Genomic DNA, 17,310 nt, shown 5'->3' with positions numbered 1-17,310 from the left:
GTATTTCACATATACCAGATTGGCACAAAAAGATAAAATCGAAAAGCGCGGATCTGTAAAATTCCTGTAAAGTGTCCTCAGGCCTTTTCGATGGCCTTTGCCACGGCGGCCAGCGTGTGGTTGCCCGTGTCGTCAAACAGATGCGTATAGATGTTGCTGGTGACCGTCATGGAGCTGTGGCCCAGCGTGCGGGAGATGTCGAACATGGGCACTCCCTGGCTGTTGGCCACAGAGGCAAAGCTGTGCCGCAGCCCGTGGAGAGAGATCTTGGGCAGGCCGTTCCTCCGCACGATCTGCAGCAGCTCCCGGGTGAGCTCATCCGGCTTGGGCGGCGTGCCGTCGCTCCGCATCACCACCCACTCCTCCGGGTCGTCCGTGTTCCGCCGTTCCCAGGCCCGGTACAGGATCTGCTGCAGGTCCTGGAGCCCGGCGATGCCCAGTCTCCGGTGGGACGTCCGCGTCTTGGGGGATTTCATCACCACTGTGCCGCCCACCTCTGTGCGCACCTCCTGGATATAGAGCAGGCCCACCTCCAGGTCCACATGCTTCCACCGCAGGCCGCAGATCTCACTGCGGCGCAGGCCCAGATAGGCCGCCAGCTTCACCGGCAGCTCCATGGCCGTCCCCGCCACAGCCGCAAAGAGCCGCTGCAGCTGCTCCGGCGAATAGAAGCTGAAGCGGGTCTCCTGCTTTTTGGGCGGTTTGACCCGGTCCATGGGGCTGCGTTCCAGGATCTCCAGCCGAACCGCCACCCCCAGGGCCGTGGTCAGCATCACATAGTGCTTGATCACCGTGTTGGGAGAAAGCCCCTGGTCCATTTTTTCATAGAGGTAGCTCTGTATCCGCAGCGGCGTCAGCTCTGCCAGCGGGATCTTTCCCAAGGCCGGCAGCACATGGCACCGGGCCATGTTCCGATAGGCATACAGCGTGCTCTCCGCCCGGTCCCTGGCCACGACCTCTTCCAGCCAGAAGAGCAGCCAATCTCGCAGGGAACAGTCCTTTCCAGGCAGACGGCGGCTGGCATAGGGCCGCCCCTCCAACGCGGCCTGGGCCTCTTCCCGGGTGTGGTAGGTCCGGGTATAGCGCCGTCCGTCCTCCCGGAAGACTGCATAGTACAATCGCCGCTCCGTATCATAGGCTAAATTCTTCTGGATGGTCTTTCTGGGCATAGGGGCATTCCTCTCTCTCTTTCTAAAATGCCCCTCTATCATAGCAGATAATTTTGCGGTTAGGATGCCCCAAATGGCAAAATCTCTTTCTGCGCCGCCGTTTTTTCTCGTTCCCGCCTCTTTTTTCTCCATCTATGTAGGCTCTCCGGCACCTGTCGGGCGGCAAAAGACGGACGGCTGCCCCAGAGGCAGCCGCCTGTCTGTCGGTTCCATGCTTTTTCGAATTAGGGGCGTCCGCAGACTGCCCACACCGCGTTGTGGTCGGAGAGCTCCTCCTCCTGAAACTGCGCCAGCGCCGAATCCGGCCGGGCAAAGCCGCAGTCCGCTGTCCGGGTGGAGAGCACACGGCTCTCTCCGGGCACTACGCCGCGCATCAGCAGCCAGTCCAGCCGCAGGCCCAGGCTGCTTCCATCCGGCAGCGGCTTGCGCCGGGTGACCGCCGGCTCCCGCGGAACGACACAGTACCCCATATCCTCCGCAGCAGACAGCGCCGCCTCATACCGGGCCACATCCTCCAGGCAGCGGCGCTGCAGCTCCGGGCTGCCTGCGATCTCCTGGATGACATCCTTGTCCCGGCCGTCGAAGGTATTGGTGTTCAGGTCCCCGCCCAGCACCACCGGGATGCCTGGCAGCAGCCGCTCCGCCGCCTGCAGCACAGTCTCCATCTGAAGACGGCGCCCCTCTCCGTGGGTGCGGTTCTCCAGATGGATGGACGCCACGCCCAGCGGACGGCCGCCGATGTCCAGCTCCGCCAGCACGGCACACCGGCCGCCGATCCGCCGCTGGCGGTCAAAGTACCAGTTGTACTGCTCCGGCAGCCGCACAGTCCAGGCCCGCCGAATGGGCCACCGGGAAAATATGGCGTTGCCGTGAAATCCCTTTGGGTCCGCTCCGTTCACCAGCTCGATAAACTCCAGGCCGTAGGCATAGTTCCAGCCGAACCGCTCCGCCAGCTCCCGGGCCGTGTTCCGTCCGCCGGACCGGACGCACCCGTCGTCCAGCTCATTGGCCAGCACCACGTCCAGGGGCCGGATGTCCGGGCAGTCCTGCAGGAAATCTCCCAGCTCCTCCAGATGGACGCCGCGCTCCATGTTGAACACCAGGATGCCCAGCTGCTCCGGCACCGCCGCCGGCGCAGGCGCCCAATTCTCCGTCTCAGCTTCCGCGAACTGCGGGATCTTCGCCATCACTGTCTCCTGGGTCTCCTGCTCCAGCAGCGCCCCCAGGCGCTGCCGCTCCGGATTGGGGATGCCTCTCATAACCTTTGCCCTCCTTGTTCTCAGACCAGTCACCGGACATGCGGCCCCGGCCTCGCAAACGTTTCCATTTCTGCCTTAACCATACCATCTGCTCCCGATGCTGTCAAGTTTCCCGCCGATCTTTTTCATCTTCGCGGCCTGGTCCGCAGGATCGAAAAAGAGCCCCCGGCTTCAGCCGGGGGCTCTTTCACATGCTCAGGGAAGATAGTTCAGGGGATTTCTTGCCACGCCATTGTACCGGACCTCAAAGTGGCAGTGGTTGCCGGTGGAGTTGCCGGTGGAGCCCACGCGGGCGATCTGCTGGCCCTTGTAGACGTGCTGGCCCACAGAGACCGTCAGACTGCTGTTGTGACCATACCGGGTCACATAGCCGTTGCCGTGGTCGATCTCCACCAGATAGCCGTAACCGCCCATCCAGCCGGCATAGGTGACCGTGCCGCCGTCCGAGGCATAGACCGGCGTGCCGTAGCTGCCTGCGATGTCGATGCCCTGGTGGTTGGTGGATCCGATGCCGCCGGGAGAGGACCGCCCGCCGAAGTAGGAGGTGATCCGTCCGCTGATGGGCCAGCGGAAGGTCCCGGTGGGATACCAGGTCGGCCGCTCCTTGGTGCCCTGGAGCCGCTGCTCCGTCACAGGCTCCTTCAGTGTGACGGAGGACAGGATCGTCCGCTCCGTCTCCACGCCGTTGACATAGGTGACATTGGCCACCACATCGGCGGCGCCGTATTCGCCGGCGGAGACCACCTTGTAATCGCCCTTGTACAGATAGGCCGTGTCTGTGTACTCGATGTCATACATGACATCCTCCACATAGTACTCCCGCTGCTTCACCGTCACCGTCAGGTAGGGCACAGCCTCTGACAGGGTCAGCACCTCGCCGATCTGGATCTTGTCGATGTCATAGCCGGGGTTCATCTCCAGCAGCTCTTTGGACGTCATGTCGTGATCTTCTGCGATCTCGGACCAGGTGTCTCCCGCCTTGACGGTGTAGGTGACCTCTGCGGTCTTTGTGCTGTACAGCAGCTCCGCCAGGTACCCCAGGTTCATGACCTTTTCCGTGGGAACGTACTCGTGCTTGATCTCCACATCCTCCGCGAACTCGCAGGAGATGGTGTTCTCGTCCGCCGTGCTGCTCTGAAGCTGGGCCAGCAGCTCATCCAGCGCCCCCTCATAGGGCGTGGCACCCACCAGCTCCCCGTCCACATACAGGCTGTATGCCTGGGTCACCAGGCCGATCTCCTGAGACAGGTCCTCCTCCAGCGTGGTCTCATCCACCACATCCTGCCGCCGCAGCAAGCCGGAGGTGTACTGGATCCGGGAGGCGTCGATGGTGTACTGCTCTCCCAGCGTCCGGGACGTGACGGTCTCCAGCTGGGCCGCCGCCTCCTCCGCCGTGGACTGGGAGCCCACGGCGGCCACCACCTCGCCGTCGTACAGCACTGTGGTCCCGAACGTGTAGCTGGAGAAGAACAGGCCGATGGCCGCCGCAACGCAGCCGCCGCCCAGCAGCGCCAGGGGATGGATGCGCCAGCGCCCCAGCTTGGCCCGCAGGGCGGATACCCGCTCTCCCCGCTGCTTGCGGCGGGTCCGCACACGCTCGCCCAAAAGGCTGCCCAGCGTGGGCAGCATCCCCCAGGCCAGCAGCAGCAGCTGGACCGGGAGCCGTTCAGACTCCGGGAAGCGTTTCGCCCGTCTCTCCCGCACCAGACGGCGCCAGTGGCGCCGGGTCTCCTTCGCTTTTTCCGCCAGAGCCTGGCAGCCTGTTACCACGGGGCTGATCTCTCCCTCGCTCTCCTGCCAGGAGCGGACCGCCTCCCGCATGTTCCTGCGGCGGCGCTTTTCCCCGTGACCGGCCTGGGGGGCGGGCGTCTCCTCCCACTCCGGGATCAGCGGCTTCACGGCCGTGGGGGCAGATCCAGTCGTCTCCGCCCGCACCGTATCCGGTGCGTGGTGCGGCTCTTTTCCAGCCAGGCGCTTGCCGCCGCGGCGGGGCTGCCTGGCGTCCGGATTCACTTTTTTCATATGTTCGCTCATATCGTCTCCGTAAAAGCTCAAACAAAATGGTTACAATTTGTTACCGTTTGTAATCATACGCTATTTTCCCCTTCCAGTCAAGTATAAAATTGTTAAAAAAGTTCTCTTTTTTCTCGTGTTTTCCGCATTTTGGAAACACAACATCTAGTGGATGCTAGTACTTTTGATTATGCCGGGCATCTGATTCCGGAAATTTTTGTAAGGTTATTTTGATTTTTCAATTGACCGGGCCGAAGAGTCGTGTATAATGGGTATAGTATCGTTTTTGCCCTGATTCTGTATGATTTGGAGGAAATCAAATGTTTGAGTTTTTGATCAATAAGCTGAAGGCCCATCCCCGGAAGATCGTCTTCACCGAGGGCACGGATCCCCGCATTCTGGAGGCGTCCGCCCGTCTGCTGTCCGGTACCTTCCTGACCCCCGTCCTGGTGGGCAATCCGGAGGCCGTGATGGCCGCCGCCGAGGAAGCCGGCTTCAACATCCGCGGCGCGGAGATCATCGATCCCGAGACCTTTGCGGAGATGGACAAGATGGTGGCTCTGATGGTGGAGCTGCGCAAGGGCAAGATGACCGAGGACGAGTGCCGCAAGCTGCTGAAGCAGGGCAACTACTTCGGCACCATGCTGGTGAAGATGGGCTACGCCGACGCTCTGCTGGGCGGCGCCACCTACTCCACCGCCGACACGGTCCGTCCCGCTCTGCAGATCATCAAGACCAAGCCCGGCAGCAAGATCGTGTCCTCCTGCTTCATCCTGGTGCGTCCCTCCGCCACCGGCGACCGTGAGGTCCTGGCCATGGGCGACTGCGCCATCAACATCAAGCCCACCGAGGACGAGCTGGTGGAGATCGCCGTGGAGACCGCGGAGACCGCCAAGACCTTCGGCATCGACCCGAAGATCGCTTTCCTGAGCTACTCCACCCTGGGCTCCGGCAAGGGCGAGGACGTGGACAAGATGCGCAACGCCTGCGCCAAGGCCAAGGCCCTGCGCCCCGACCTGGAGATGGACGGCGAGCTGCAGTTCGACGCCGCCGTGTCCCCCAAGGTGGCCCACACCAAGTGCCCCGATTCCACGGTGGCCGGTCATGCCAACACCTTCATTTTCCCGGACATCAACGCCGGCAACATCGGCTACAAGATCTGCCAGCGGATGGGCTCCTTCGCCGCTTACGGCCCCATCCTGCAGGGTCTGAACGCCCCCATCAACGACCTGTCCCGCGGCTGCAATGCCCAGGAGGTCTACTCCATGGCCATCATCACCGCCGGCCTGTGCGCGGACTGAACGGCGATTCATACATTATAATTAAGGAGAGGCAGACGCCGGTGCGTCTGCCTCTCTTTTTTATTTGCGAACATCTCAAGAGCATGGCCAAACTCAAGTCCCCGTGGTCGTTCATTTCAATTCCGGTTCCAGGGACGCAAACTCCGGCCCAGAGAAGAACTCCTCCAGAGAGATCTCCAGTCCGTCACACAGTAGCTTGATGGTGACGACGCCCGGATTCCGGCTCTTTCCATACAAGATGCTCTTTACGGTAGATGGAGAGACTCCTGAGAGGATTGCCAGCTTGTGAATGGTCAGCCCCTTTTCCCCACACAGCCGGATCAACCGGTTCGCCACAGCCGTTCTGGTGTCCACACACGCCCCGCCTTTCTGGAAATTGGATACTTTCAATGTACAGAAGGGGTTTGTATTGCGTGGGCGATATGTGAGACTATTAGTCTATATATCAACCATAGGAGGCATTTTATGCAGACCGAACAGGAATTTTATCGCTGCCTGGTGTCCGATGCCGCAGGTCGGGCACTGCTCCGCATCAGGGACATCCTGGCAGATGACTCTCTCCGATGAACGCTGTTTCCAAAAGATTGAGGCTGTGGTGACGCTGTTGGAGGAACTGGGGATCTCCTGCGGCGGGCGGCATGACTTCGGATAAAAGAAACAGCAAAGCCGCCCGTTCGGGCGGCTTTGCATAATGCTTCTGCTGCTTACTTCAGGTTGAAGAACGCCTTCATGCCGGGATACTGCGCCACATCGCCCAGCTCCTCCTCGATGCGGAGCAGCTGGTTGTACTTGGCCACCCGGTCGGTGCGGCTGGGGGCGCCGGTCTTGATCTGGCCCGCGTTCAGGGCCACAGCGATGTCGGCGATGGTGGCGTCCTCGGTCTCGCCGGAGCGGTGGGACACGATGGCGGTGTAGCCGGCCCGGTTGGCCATCTGGATGGCGTCCAGGGTCTCGGTGAGGGTGCCGATCTGGTTGACCTTGATGAGGATGGCGTTGCCAACCTTCTTCTCAATGCCGGTGGCCAGACGCGCCACGTTGGTGACGAACAGGTCGTCGCCTACCAGCTGGACGCGGTCACCGATGGCCTTGGTCAGCATGGCCCAGCCCTCCCAGTCGGTCTCGGCCATGCCGTCCTCCAGGGAGATGATGGGGTAGTTGTCGGCGAACTTCTTCCACATGTTCACCAGCTGCTGCTGGGTCAGCTTCTTGCCGGACTTGGGCTGGATATAGAGCTTCTGCTCCTCATCCCACCACTCGGAGGAGGCGGCGTCGATGGCGATCTTGAAGTCCTCGCCGGGCTTGTAGCCGGCCTCCTCGATGGCCTGCACGATCACCTTCAGGGCGTCCTCGTCCTTCTTCAGGTTGGGGGCGTAGCCGCCCTCGTCGCCCACGCCGGCGGCGGGGGTGCCGTTCTCCTTCAGGGTGGTCTTCAGCTGGTGGAAGACCTCGGCGCACATCCGCAGCGCCTCCCGGAAGCTGGGGGCGCCCACGGGCATAATCATGAACTCCTGGATCTCCACGTTGTTGGTGGCGTGGGCGCCGCCGTTGAGGATGTTCATCATGGGCACGGGCAGCTGCTTGGCGTTGACACCGCCGATATAGTTGTACAGGCTGGTGCCCAGGGCCTCGGCGGCCGCCTTGGCGCAGGCCAGGGAGGCGCCCAGGATGGCGTTGGCGCCCAGCTTGGTCTTGTTGGGGGTGCCGTCCAGCTCGATCAGGGCCTTGTCGATGGCGGTCTGATCCAGCACGTTCATGCCGATCAGGCACTCGGCGATCTCGGTGTTCACGTTCTCCACGGCCTTCAGGACGCCCTTGCCCAGGTAGCGGCTCTTGTCGCCGTCCCGCAGCTCGCAGGCCTCATAGATGCCGGTGGAAGCGCCGGAGGGAACGGCGGCACGGCCCATGGTGCCGTCCTCCAGATAGACCTCCACTTCCACGGTGGGGTTGCCCCGGCTGTCCAGGATCTCCCGGCCCAGAACGTCAACGATCTCCAGAATCTGCTTCATACGTTCATTCTCCTTTGATTGGTCAGATGGTTTTATGTGTCTTGGGAACAGATCTGCCCCAAACGCTCCTTGGTTTTACCGGGTCTATTATATCGGCAAACGATTACCCTGTCAAGCAAAGGCCGTGTAAACCCGTCATTTCTCCGCAAATTTCTTTCTGTCCGGCACCTTTTCCGCAGACATAGAAGGGCCGGACCGCCAAAAGGCGGTCCGGCCGCATGATCCGTACCTCTTTACAGGAGATTCATCAGGTTGAAGGCCAGGATCAGCCCGGAGAACACGATTGACACGGTGGAGCACAGCTTGATGAGGATGTTCAGGGACGGGCCGGAGGTGTCCTTGAAGGGGTCGCCCACCGTGTCGCCCACCACGGCCGCCTTGTGGCACTCGGAGCCCTTGCCGCCGTGGTGGCCGCCCTCGATGTACTTCTTGGCGTTGTCCCAGGCGCCGCCGGCATTGGACATGAACACCGCCATGGCAAAGCCGGTGACGGACACGCCGCCCAGCAGGCCCACCACGCCGGTGGGACCCAGCACCAGGCCGGTGGCCAGAGGCACGATGATGGCCAGCAGCGCCGGCACCACCATCTCATGCAGGGCGCCCTTGGTGCACAGGGACACGCAGGAGGCATAGTCCGGGTCCGCCTTATGTTCCATGATGCCGGGGATCTCCTTGAACTGGCGGCGGACCTCCACCACGATGGACTGGGCCGCCTTCTGCACGGCACTCATGGTAAAGGCGGAGAAGACGAAGGTCAGCATGGCGCCGATGAACATGCCCACCAGCACCGTGGGGCTGGTCAGGGTGAAGTTCAGCGTCTCCTCCGTGTTCTCCTGGACGATGTTCACGTAGCTCACCAGCAGGGCCAGGGCCGTCAGGGATGCGGAGCCGATGGCAAAGCCCTTTCCGGTGGCGGCAGTGGTGTTGCCCAGAGAGTCCAGGGCGTCCGTCCGCTCCCGGACCTCCTCCGGCAGGCCGCTCATCTCCGCGATGCCGCCGGCGTTGTCTGCCACGGGGCCGTAGGCGTCCGTGGCCAGGGTGATGCCCAGGGTGGACAGCATGCCCACACCGGCGATGCCGATGCCGTACAGGCCCTGGTTGAAGGCCATGGTGAAGGCGCCGGCCTCATCCACGATCTCCATGGTGCCGCCGGAGGCGAAGTAGCTGATCAGCACCGCCACCGCCACGATCAGGATGGAGGTCAGGGTGGACTTCAGGCCCAGAGAGATGCCGCCGATGATGATGGTGGCGGAGCCGGTCTCCGAGGCGGCCGCCAGCTCCTGGGTGGGCTTATAGGTGTCAGAGGTGTAGTACTCGGTAAAGTAGCCGATGGCGCAGCCGCCGATGAGGCCGCAGAGGATGGCCACGTAGACGCCCATGTGGCCGTCCAGGATGAAATACGTCAGGGGCGCCGCCAGGACGGCGGAGAGGACGGCGGCCGTGTAGGTGCCGGTCCGCAGGCTCTTCAGCAGGGACTGCTGGGTGGCATCTTCCTTGGTCTTTACCAGGAAAGAGCCCAGGATGGAGCACAGGATGCCAACCACCGCCAGGGCCACCGGCAGCAGCAGGCCGCCCCAGCCGTAGCCGCCCACGGCGCCCAGGGCAAAGGTGGCCAGGATGGAGCCCACGTAGCTTTCATACAGGTCCGCGCCCATGCCGGCCACGTCGCCCACGTTGTCGCCCACGTTGTCGGCGATAGTGGCGGGGTTCCGGGGATCGTCCTCGGGGATGCCGGCCTCCACCTTGCCCACCAGGTCTGCGCCCACGTCGGCGGCCTTGGTGTAGATGCCGCCGCCCACACGGGCAAACAGCGCCATGAAGGAGGCGCCCATGCCGTTCATCACCATGATGTTGCCCAGGGCCACGGGATCGTCGATGCCGAAGGCGTACCGCAGCAGAAAGAACCAGATGGTGATGTCCAGCATGCCCAGGCCCACCACGGTGAAGCCCATGACGGAGCCGGAGGAGAACGCCACCCGCAGGCCCTTGTTCAGGCTCTCAGAGGCGGCCTGGGCCGTCCGGGCGTTGGAGTTGGTGGCGATCTTCATGCCGATGAAGCCGGCCAGCATGGACCAGATGCCGCCGGTGAGGAAGGCGAAGGGAGTGAACTGGGAGAGCATCTTCCCGCCGGAGCCGAAGGCGATGATCAGCAGGAGGATGAACACCACCAGAAACACCTTGGCCACCGTGGTGTACTGATGCTTCAGGTAGGCGTTGGCGCCCTCACGGATGGAGGCCGCGATTTTCCGCATGGTCTCGTTGCCCTCTGAGAAGGACATGACCCGGCTGCGCTGCACCCAGGCAAAGATCAATGCGATGGCTGCGCCGGCAAAGCCGATCCAGAACAGGTCTTCCATGTTTCCCACTCCTTTTCGCAATCGTTATACGTACATTTTAGCACGTAGCAGAAAAAATTCAAGAAAATATTAGGCAACAGATGGCGCAAACGCTGTCGCATTTTGTGCGCTTCCCCATGCGGAGGCGGAACCGGGCAGCTTTGGGGACCTGCTCCCTCCTCCGGCAGGGCCAAAAAAGGGCCGCCGGGCAGAATGCCCGGCGGCTCCTCGCCAAATCGTCAGACGGCTCAGTAGACCATGCGGAAATCCGTAAAGACCCAGTGATCCTCTACGAATTCGTATGGAAACGCATAACACTCCACGCCCGTCACCGTCTCCCCGTTCTCATCCAGCAGGTCCACCGTCACATCCACGGAATATGCCGTCTCCCCCGTGTGCTCGACCTGGATCACGGCCGCGCCCTTGGAGGGATCCCGCTCCCGGCCGGAGGGAAGGACATACAGCACTCCGTCCACATCCCGGTAAAGGGGATGGGATCCTCCCACAGCCAGCAGATCGTCCACCATCTCCTCGGAAAACAGTCCCCGCAGATAGGCCTGAAGATCTGCCAGATTCTCCATGCCGGGGTAATCCACCCGCTCATAGGTCCAGCCGTCCACTTCCTGGGTCTGGGGGCCGCTGGGCAGGGTCTCCAGGTAAAACCACCCATAGGCCGTTTCCGCCCGGTCATAGGCGGCGCGGACCTCCTCCTCTGTCAGCGTGCGGGCCTCCCGTTCCAGCATGGCGGCAGACAGGCCGCCGTCTGTCTCCGGCGCCGCCGCCTCGACTGCGGGGGGCGCTTCGTCCCCGCTCTGCTCTGCGGCCGGCAGTGCGCCGCATCCGGCCAGGCCCCACAGGCACAGCAGGACGGCCAGCAATCTCCAGAACCTCATTTCCCTCTCTCCTTCTCCCAAACGGGCCCGCAGAACGCCCCGCGGCCCCGACTGCCAGATTTCCTCTCTCTGTTATCAGCGTATCACAGTTTTCCGGAAAAAGCCATACACTTTTGAACTTTTTCATGATATTTTGACAGCTTTTTCCCAGATATGACAGGAGCCGCCGCCCCCGGTACGGGGGCGGCGGCCAAAGGCTCTTTCTGATGGGATCATATTGTCAGCGGGACACAACGTACCCGCGAATTCTGTCAGACGCCAGGACCGCAAAAAAAGAAAAATCCACGCCTCCGGCGTGGCTCATCGTCTTTTCTGCTCTTACCGCTCGCTGTGCATCCAACCGGCGTCGGTGAAAATCAGATCGTCCACATCATCCTGATCAAGCCAGGTCCACTTCATCATCGTGATCCCTCCTTTCTTTCCTTGGATTCCAGAATACAGTATAACAGGCTGCCGCGCCATCTGCAAGGGGCGGAATGAACAGTTTACATAAAATTTTTGTAAAGTTTTTGTACAATTCTTCTTCCGCGCCGCCTCAAAAAAAGCCGGCTGCTCTGCCGATTTCCCCTACTTTGTGTATTTTTCCTCTCGCCATGTCCATACTGCTATGATATAATAAGGAATATTCTGCAGGGCCGCCTTCGGCGGGCAGCCCTGCGCCAGGGTCAGCTCACGTCCCGGACGTGTTTTCATAAAACGGCGGAGGAGGCCGTATTTTTCATGCCAAAACATCCCAGGCGCCGCAGCCGGCGGAAACTCGCCGCACTGGCGCTGTCGGTCCTGTGTCTGGCCGGATTCCTGTATTGGAGCAACACCGCCCTGCAGGTGACCCGCTTCTCGCCCGCGTTCACCGATCTGCCCGCCGGGTTTGACGGCTGCCGGATCGTGGTGCTCAGCGATCTTCATGGTGCGGGATTCGGCAGGCATCATCAGGACCTTTTTGACAAAGTGGCTGCAGAGCAGCCGGAGTACATTTTCTTCCTGGGGGACCTGGAGGACAAATACCGGGGGCCGGAGGACGGCTATGCGGCGGAGATCGCCCGGGGCCTGTCTGCCATCGCCCCCACCTATTACGTCACCGGCAACCACGAGTGGGCCATCGGCGAAGTCCCGAAGCTGAAGGAGATCCTTGCCGCCAACGGCGTCACGGTGCTGTCCAACCAGTTCGTGACTCTGGAGCGAAACGGAGACGCCATCGTGCTGGCAGGCATTGACGATCCCAACGGGTACGCGGACCAGAAGACGCCGGAGGAGCTGGCTGCCGAGGTCTATGCCGCCCACGGGGACCCCTTCTGGATCCTGCTGGCCCACCGGAACAATCGCTTCGCCTCTCAGTACAGCCTGCTGGGGGCGGATCTGGTGTGCTCCGGCCACGCCCACGGCGGCATCATCCGCCTGCCGTTTACGGACGGGCTGGTATCCCACGATCTGGACCTGTTCCCCTCTTACACCGCCGGGCTGTACGCGGAAAACGGCTCTGTGCTGTTCGTCACCCGGGGACTGGGGAACTCCGGTCCCTCCTTCCGGGTGTTCAACCGGCCGGAGGTGGCGGTGGTGACGCTGCGCCGGGCAGCAGACTGACGGGAGGGCCGCACGGACGCTCCCCACGCACACCGATGAAAGGATCCGCTTTTCCATGACCGAATTCAACGCCGGACAATTTGACATCGCCGTCATCGGCGCGGGCCACGCCGGCATCGAGGCGGCCCTGGCCGCCGCCCGGCTGGGGATGGAGACCATCGTGTTCACCATCAACCTGGACGCCGTGGGCAACATGCCCTGCAACCCCGCCATCGGCGGCACCGGCAAGGGCCACCTGGTCCGGGAGCTGGACGCCCTGGGGGGCGAAATGGCGAAAGCCGCCGACGAATGCTGCATCCAGTACCGTCTTTTGAACAAGGGCAAGGGCCCCGCCGTCTGGTCCCTCCGGGCCCAGGCGGACCGGCGGCGCTATCAGGAATACATGAAGCACACCCTGGAGCGGCAGGACCACCTGACGGTCCGCCAGGGCGAGGTGGTGGAGGTCCGCACGGAGGGCGGCGCCGTCAGCGCAGTGGTGCTCTCCACCGGGGCGGTGTTCTCCGTGAAGGCCGTCATTCTCGCCACCGGCACGTATTTGGCGGGCCGCACCATCGTGGGCGAGTGCGTGGAGGACTCCGGCCCCGACGGGATGCACGCCGCCGGACGGCTGACGGACTCCCTGCTGCGGCTGGGCCTGCCCCTGCGGCGGTTCAAGACCGGCACCCCGCCCCGGGTCAACGCCCGGACGGTGGACTTTGACGAGATGGAGGTCCAGCCCGGCGACGTTCTGCCGGTGCCCTTCTCCTTCACCACGAAGGCCCCGCCGGAGAACCGGGCGGTGTGCTGGCTCACCTGGACCACGGAGGAGACCCTCCGCATCGTCCGGGAGAACCTGGACCGGGCGCCCATGTACTCCGGCGTCATCGAGGGCGTGGGCCCGCGCTATTGCCCCTCCTTTGAGACCAAGGTGGTCCGGTTCCCGGACAAGCTCCGCCACCAGCTGTTTGTGGAGCCCATGGGGCTGAACACCGAGGAATTGTACATCCAGGGCTTCTCCTCCTCCATGCCGGAGGAGGTGCAGATCCAGATGCTCCACAGCGTGCCGGGGCTGCGGCATGCCGTGATGACCCGGCCCGCCTACGCCATCGAGTACGACTGCATCGACCCCCTGGCCCTGCGGCCCACCCTGGAGGTGAAGGCCATTCCGGGGCTGTACGGCGCGGGGCAGTTCAACGGCTCCTCCGGGTATGAGGAGGCGGCGGTCCAGGGCTTCTGCGCCGGGGTCAACGCCGCGCGGAGGCTGCAGGGCCAGAGCGATTTCATCCTCTCCCGGTCGGAGAGCTACATCGGCACCCTCATCGACGACCTGGTGACCAAGGGCACCTACGAGCCCTACCGCATGATGACCTCCCGCAGCGAGTACCGGCTGCTGCTGCGGCAGGACAACGCCGACCAGCGGCTGACCCGCCGGGGCTGGGACATCGGCCTGGTGCCGGAGGAGCGGCTCCGGCAGGTGGAGGAGAAATACGCCGCCGTGGACCGGGAGATCGCCCGGCTGACCCACACCGGCGTGGCCCCCTCCCCCGCCCTGGCCTCGTTCCTCACGGAACATGGCACGGCGGACGCCCCGGACGGCTGTTCCCTCATCGCCCTGCTGCGGCGGCCCCAGCTGACCTACGCCGACCTGGCCCCCTTCGACCCGGACCGGCCGGACCTGCCGCCGGATGTGGCGGAGCAGGTGGAGATCAGCGTGAAGTACGCCGGCTACATCCAGCGCCAGCAAAAGCAGGTAGAGGACTTCCGGAAGATGGAGCGGCGCCGCCTGCCGCCGGACCTGGACTACAGTGCCATCCAGGGGCTGCGGCTGGAGGCCCGGGAGAAGCTGGACGCCGTGCGCCCGGCGGATCTGGGACAGGCGTCCCGCATCTCCGGCGTCAGCCCGGCGGATGTGACGGCGCTCATGATCTATCTGGAGCGGCACTGACACCGCCGCCCCGGCAGAAGGAGGAAGGTCCCCTTGCTCATCGACCTGACCCACACCATCACGCCGGAGATGCCCATGTATCCCGGCTCCCCCGCGCCTGCTCTCGCCCCCGCCGCCGCGCTGGACCGGGACGGGTACCGGGAGACGTTGCTGACCCTCGCCTCCCACACCGGCACCCATATGGACGCCCCTGCCCACATGCTGGGGGACGGCGCCTCGCTGGAGGCGCTGCCCGTCTCCCGGTTCTGCGGGCAGGCGATGGTGCTGGACGTGTCGGACCTGCCGCCGGGGAGCGTCCTGACGGCGGAGTTCCTGCGGGAGCGGGAGGCGATGTTCCGCGGGGCGGAGTTCCTCCTGTTCTGCACCGGCTGGGAACAGCGGTGGGGCACCCCCGCTTATTGTGACGGCGGTTTCCCCGTCCCCGACCGGGAGGCAGCCCGGTATCTGGTGTCCCGGGGCCTCAAGGGCGTGGGGACGGACGCCCTCAGCGTGGACGCGCTGGAGGACGAGACGTATCCGGTCCACCGGACGCTGCTGGGCGGCGGACTGGTGATCCTGGAGAGCTTATGTTTGAAGCAGGCGGTGGGCCACGGAGACATGACCCTCTATGCCCTGCCGCTGAAATTTGAAAACGCCGACGGCGCGCCGGTGCGGGCCGTGGCGGAATTCCGGGATGTCCCGGAGGGAAAGGAGACGGATGCGCTTTGAAAAAATTTCTCGCCATCCTGGTATGTAAATTCGGCCGTGCCGTGGGCAAGCTGGTGGGCAAGGGCAGCTCCATGCCCGGCAAATTCGCCCTGAAGATTTGCCCGGACATTCTGGCCCGGGTCCGGCTGCCCCAGCATGTCATCGCCGTCACCGGCTCCAACGGAAAGACCTCCACGGTGGAGATGATCGCCGCCATCCTCCGGGCGGGCGGCAAGACCGTGGTCTACAACGAGGAGGGCTCCAACCAGATCGAGGGCGTCACCACCACGGTGCTGACCCACGCGTCCCTCACCGGCGCCGTCCGGGCGGATGTGCTGCTGATCGAGTCCGACGAGCGGTACGCGGCCCAGAGCTTCCGGTACTTCCACCCCACGGAGTTCGTTATCACCAATCTGTACCGGGACCAGCTGACCCGGAACGGCCACCCGGAGTGGGTCTACGACGCCATCCTGCCGGCCATCCACCCGGAGACGGAGCTGATCCTGAACGCTGACGATCCCCTGTCCAGCTGCTTCGCCCGGGGGCATGAGAAGGTGAAGTGGTTCGGCCTGGACCGCTGCCCCTCCGACACGGACGCCCCCACCGGCGCGTACCGCGACGGGGCATACTGCCCGGTGTGCCGCGCTCCCATGGAATACGACTACGTCCACTACAACCACATCGGCGCCTTCCGCTGCACGAAGTGCGGCCACCGGAAGCCCGCCACGGACTACACCGCCACGGCCCTGGACCTGGAGCGGGGCACGCTGACCATCGACGGCAGCGTCACCATCCAGCTGGCCTTCCGCAGCATCTACAATGTCTACAACGTCCTGGCGGCCTACGCCGCCTGCCGGGAGTGCGGCGTGGCGTCTGACACCGCCGCCGGCGTCATCAACAACTACATCCTGAAGAACGGCCGGATGCAGAAGTTCACCCTGGGCGCCCACCGCGGGATGCTGCTGACCAGCAAGCACGAGAACTCCATCGCCTATGACACCAACCTCCGGTACATCCGCGCTGCCCAGGACCCCTGCACCGTTCTGGTGATCGTGGACGCGGTGAGCCGGAAGTACTTCACCAGCGAGACCAGCTGGCTGTGGGACATCGACTTCAACCAGCTGAACGCCCCCCAGGTGCAGCGGGTGATCCTCTCCGGCCGGTACTGCAACGACCTGGCGGAGCGGTTCTCCTTCACGGACATTCCCTGGGAAAAGGTCACGGTCCAGCCGGACATCCCCGCCGCGGCGGCGGAGCTGAAGGCGGCGGGCAGCGAGGATCTCTACGTGGTCACCTGCTTCTCGGACCGGGACAAGATCCTCTCCCAGGTGGTAAAGGAGGCGTGAGAACATGGAACTGAAGATCATCCATTTCTATCCGGATCTCATGAGCCTGTACGGCAGCTATGCCAATGTATCCGTGCTCCGGCGGTATCTGGAGGCGCTGGGCTGCACGGTCACCGTCCAGCCCGTCCGGCCCGGCGAAGGCGCGGACATCGCCGGCGCGGATTTTCTCTTCATGGGGGCCGGCACGGAGCGGGCCCAGCGGTTCGCCGCCGGGGATTTCGTCCAGTACGGCCCGGCGGTGAAGGCCCTGGCGGAGGACGGCTGCGCCATGCTGTTCGCCGGTACGGCCATGGAGCTGCTGGGCGCCTCCGTCACCGACAAGGACGGAGAGACATACAGCGGCATCGGTCTGGCCGCTTTTACCACGGTCCAGGGCAGCAGGCGCATCGTGGGGGACGTGTACGGCAGTACAGACCTGTACCCGGAGCCGGTCGTCGGATTCATGAACAAATGCGGTGAGACCCACGGAGTGGAGACACCGCTGCTCACCGGACTCACCATGGGCTTCGGCAACGAGGCGGAGAAGGGCCCCGAGGGCTTCCACTGGAAGAACGTGTTCGCCTCGGAGCTCACCGGACCGCTTCTGGTGAAGAATCCCCGGCTGCTGGAAGCTGTGGCGGCGGCCATCTGCGCCCGGCGGGGCATTCCCCTGCCGGAGGAGCGGCCGGCATTCCCTTACGCAGAGGCTGGCTACGCCATCACGGCGGAGCAGCTGAAGCTGCGGGCGGAAGCCAAACAATAAGCGTCCTGGTCCGGCCGACCGCTGTGCTCCGGCGGAGCACGCCTGCGGGCAGA

Annotated in this window: 13 protein-coding genes; 6 read left to right on the top strand and 7 right to left on the bottom strand. The window is 63.7% G+C overall.

From position 1 onward, the window contains the following. Window positions 1-77 precede the first annotated feature (77 nt). The 3 genes from H9X91_RS09470 to H9X91_RS09460 all read right to left on the bottom strand — a co-directional run bounded on the left by H9X91_RS09470 (window position 78) and on the right by H9X91_RS09460 (window position 4,450). Window positions 78-1,169 (bottom strand): tyrosine-type recombinase/integrase, encoded by a 1,092-nt coding sequence (locus H9X91_RS09470; protein ID WP_204804603.1) that lies wholly within the window; start codon window positions 1,167-1,169, stop codon window positions 78-80. 224 nt (window positions 1,170-1,393) lie between these two features. Continuing rightward, a complete protein-coding gene (locus H9X91_RS09465) occupies window positions 1,394-2,428 on the bottom strand; it encodes an endonuclease/exonuclease/phosphatase family protein (RefSeq protein WP_204804601.1) in 1,035 nt (344 codons plus the stop codon). Window positions 2,429-2,623: 195 nt separating this feature from the next. Further along, window positions 2,624-4,450, bottom strand: coding sequence for a peptidoglycan DD-metalloendopeptidase family protein (locus H9X91_RS09460; protein WP_243414514.1), 1,827 nt, complete (start codon window positions 4,448-4,450; stop codon window positions 2,624-2,626). 311 nt (window positions 4,451-4,761) lie between these two features. Here H9X91_RS09460 and pta point away from each other — a divergent pair, with 311 nt between their 5' ends. Then, window positions 4,762-5,742: a phosphate acetyltransferase gene (gene pta / locus H9X91_RS09455; RefSeq protein ID WP_204804597.1), complete on the top strand. Its 981-nt coding sequence runs from the start codon at window positions 4,762-4,764 to the stop codon at window positions 5,740-5,742. Window positions 5,743-5,853: 111 nt separating this feature from the next. Here the strand turns inward: pta and H9X91_RS09450 are convergent, their stop codons facing one another. The 4 genes from H9X91_RS09450 to H9X91_RS09435 all read right to left on the bottom strand — a co-directional run bounded on the left by H9X91_RS09450 (window position 5,854) and on the right by H9X91_RS09435 (window position 10,977). Continuing rightward, entirely contained in the window at window positions 5,854-6,096 is a 243-nt protein-coding gene (locus H9X91_RS09450) for a helix-turn-helix domain-containing protein (protein WP_204804595.1), read from the bottom strand. 350 nt (window positions 6,097-6,446) lie between these two features. Next, window positions 6,447-7,748, bottom strand: a complete 1,302-nt coding sequence (eno, locus tag H9X91_RS09445) for a phosphopyruvate hydratase (protein ID WP_204804593.1) — start codon at window positions 7,746-7,748, stop codon at window positions 6,447-6,449. Between the two features lie 233 nt (window positions 7,749-7,981). Continuing rightward, window positions 7,982-10,105: a sodium-translocating pyrophosphatase gene (locus tag H9X91_RS09440; protein ID WP_204804591.1), complete on the bottom strand. Its 2,124-nt coding sequence runs from the start codon at window positions 10,103-10,105 to the stop codon at window positions 7,982-7,984. A gap of 227 nt (window positions 10,106-10,332) precedes the next feature. Then, entirely contained in the window at window positions 10,333-10,977 is a 645-nt protein-coding gene (locus H9X91_RS09435; RefSeq protein ID WP_204804589.1) for a hypothetical protein, read from the bottom strand. A 720-nt stretch (window positions 10,978-11,697) separates the two neighbouring features. Here H9X91_RS09435 and H9X91_RS09430 point away from each other — a divergent pair. Genes H9X91_RS09430 through H9X91_RS09410 form a run of 5 tightly spaced genes read left to right on the top strand, consistent with a single transcriptional unit; the run spans window position 11,698 to window position 17,257 of the window. Continuing rightward, window positions 11,698-12,558 (top strand): metallophosphoesterase, encoded by an 861-nt coding sequence (locus tag H9X91_RS09430; RefSeq protein WP_204804587.1) that lies wholly within the window; start codon window positions 11,698-11,700, stop codon window positions 12,556-12,558. Between the two features lie 55 nt (window positions 12,559-12,613). Then, window positions 12,614-14,482 (top strand): tRNA uridine-5-carboxymethylaminomethyl(34) synthesis enzyme MnmG, encoded by a 1,869-nt coding sequence (gene mnmG / locus H9X91_RS09425; protein WP_204804585.1) that lies wholly within the window; start codon window positions 12,614-12,616, stop codon window positions 14,480-14,482. A 33-nt stretch (window positions 14,483-14,515) separates the two neighbouring features. Beyond that, a complete protein-coding gene (locus tag H9X91_RS09420) occupies window positions 14,516-15,190 on the top strand; it encodes a cyclase family protein (RefSeq protein ID WP_204804583.1) in 675 nt (224 codons plus the stop codon). Beyond that, a complete protein-coding gene (locus H9X91_RS09415; RefSeq protein WP_204804581.1) occupies window positions 15,187-16,515 on the top strand; it encodes a Mur ligase family protein in 1,329 nt (442 codons plus the stop codon). The genes H9X91_RS09420 and H9X91_RS09415 overlap by 4 nt, the downstream gene beginning before the upstream one ends. A gap of 4 nt (window positions 16,516-16,519) precedes the next feature. Continuing rightward, window positions 16,520-17,257 carry a type 1 glutamine amidotransferase gene (locus H9X91_RS09410; RefSeq protein WP_204804580.1) on the top strand — a complete coding sequence of 246 codons (738 nt, stop codon included), beginning with the start codon at window positions 16,520-16,522 and terminating at the stop codon, window positions 17,255-17,257. The last annotated feature ends 53 nt before the right edge of the window (window positions 17,258-17,310 follow it).

This window comes from Oscillibacter valericigenes (assembly GCF_016902445.1).
In the GTDB taxonomy this organism is placed as follows: Bacteria; Bacillota; Clostridia; order Oscillospirales; family Oscillospiraceae; genus Oscillibacter; species Oscillibacter avistercoris.
This window is presented reverse-complemented; position numbering and strand designations above follow the sequence as displayed.

Coding starts and splice junctions, on each gene's coding strand:
- mnmG (WP_204804585.1), top strand. CDS start 12,614: ATGACCGAATTCAACGCCGGACAATTTGACATCGCCGTCATCGGCGCG.
- H9X91_RS09465 (WP_204804601.1), bottom strand. CDS start 2,428: ATGAGAGGCATCCCCAATCCGGAGCGGCAGCGCCTGGGGGCGCTGCTG.
- eno (WP_204804593.1), bottom strand. CDS start 7,748: ATGAAGCAGATTCTGGAGATCGTTGACGTTCTGGGCCGGGAGATCCTG.
- H9X91_RS09430 (WP_204804587.1), top strand. CDS start 11,698: ATGCCAAAACATCCCAGGCGCCGCAGCCGGCGGAAACTCGCCGCACTG.
- pta (WP_204804597.1), top strand. CDS start 4,762: ATGTTTGAGTTTTTGATCAATAAGCTGAAGGCCCATCCCCGGAAGATC.
- H9X91_RS09460 (WP_243414514.1), bottom strand. CDS start 4,450: ATGAAAAAAGTGAATCCGGACGCCAGGCAGCCCCGCCGCGGCGGCAAG.
- H9X91_RS09440 (WP_204804591.1), bottom strand. CDS start 10,105: ATGGAAGACCTGTTCTGGATCGGCTTTGCCGGCGCAGCCATCGCATTG.
- H9X91_RS09410 (WP_204804580.1), top strand. CDS start 16,520: ATGGAACTGAAGATCATCCATTTCTATCCGGATCTCATGAGCCTGTAC.
- H9X91_RS09435 (WP_204804589.1), bottom strand. CDS start 10,977: ATGAGGTTCTGGAGATTGCTGGCCGTCCTGCTGTGCCTGTGGGGCCTG.
- H9X91_RS09470 (WP_204804603.1), bottom strand. CDS start 1,169: ATGCCCAGAAAGACCATCCAGAAGAATTTAGCCTATGATACGGAGCGG.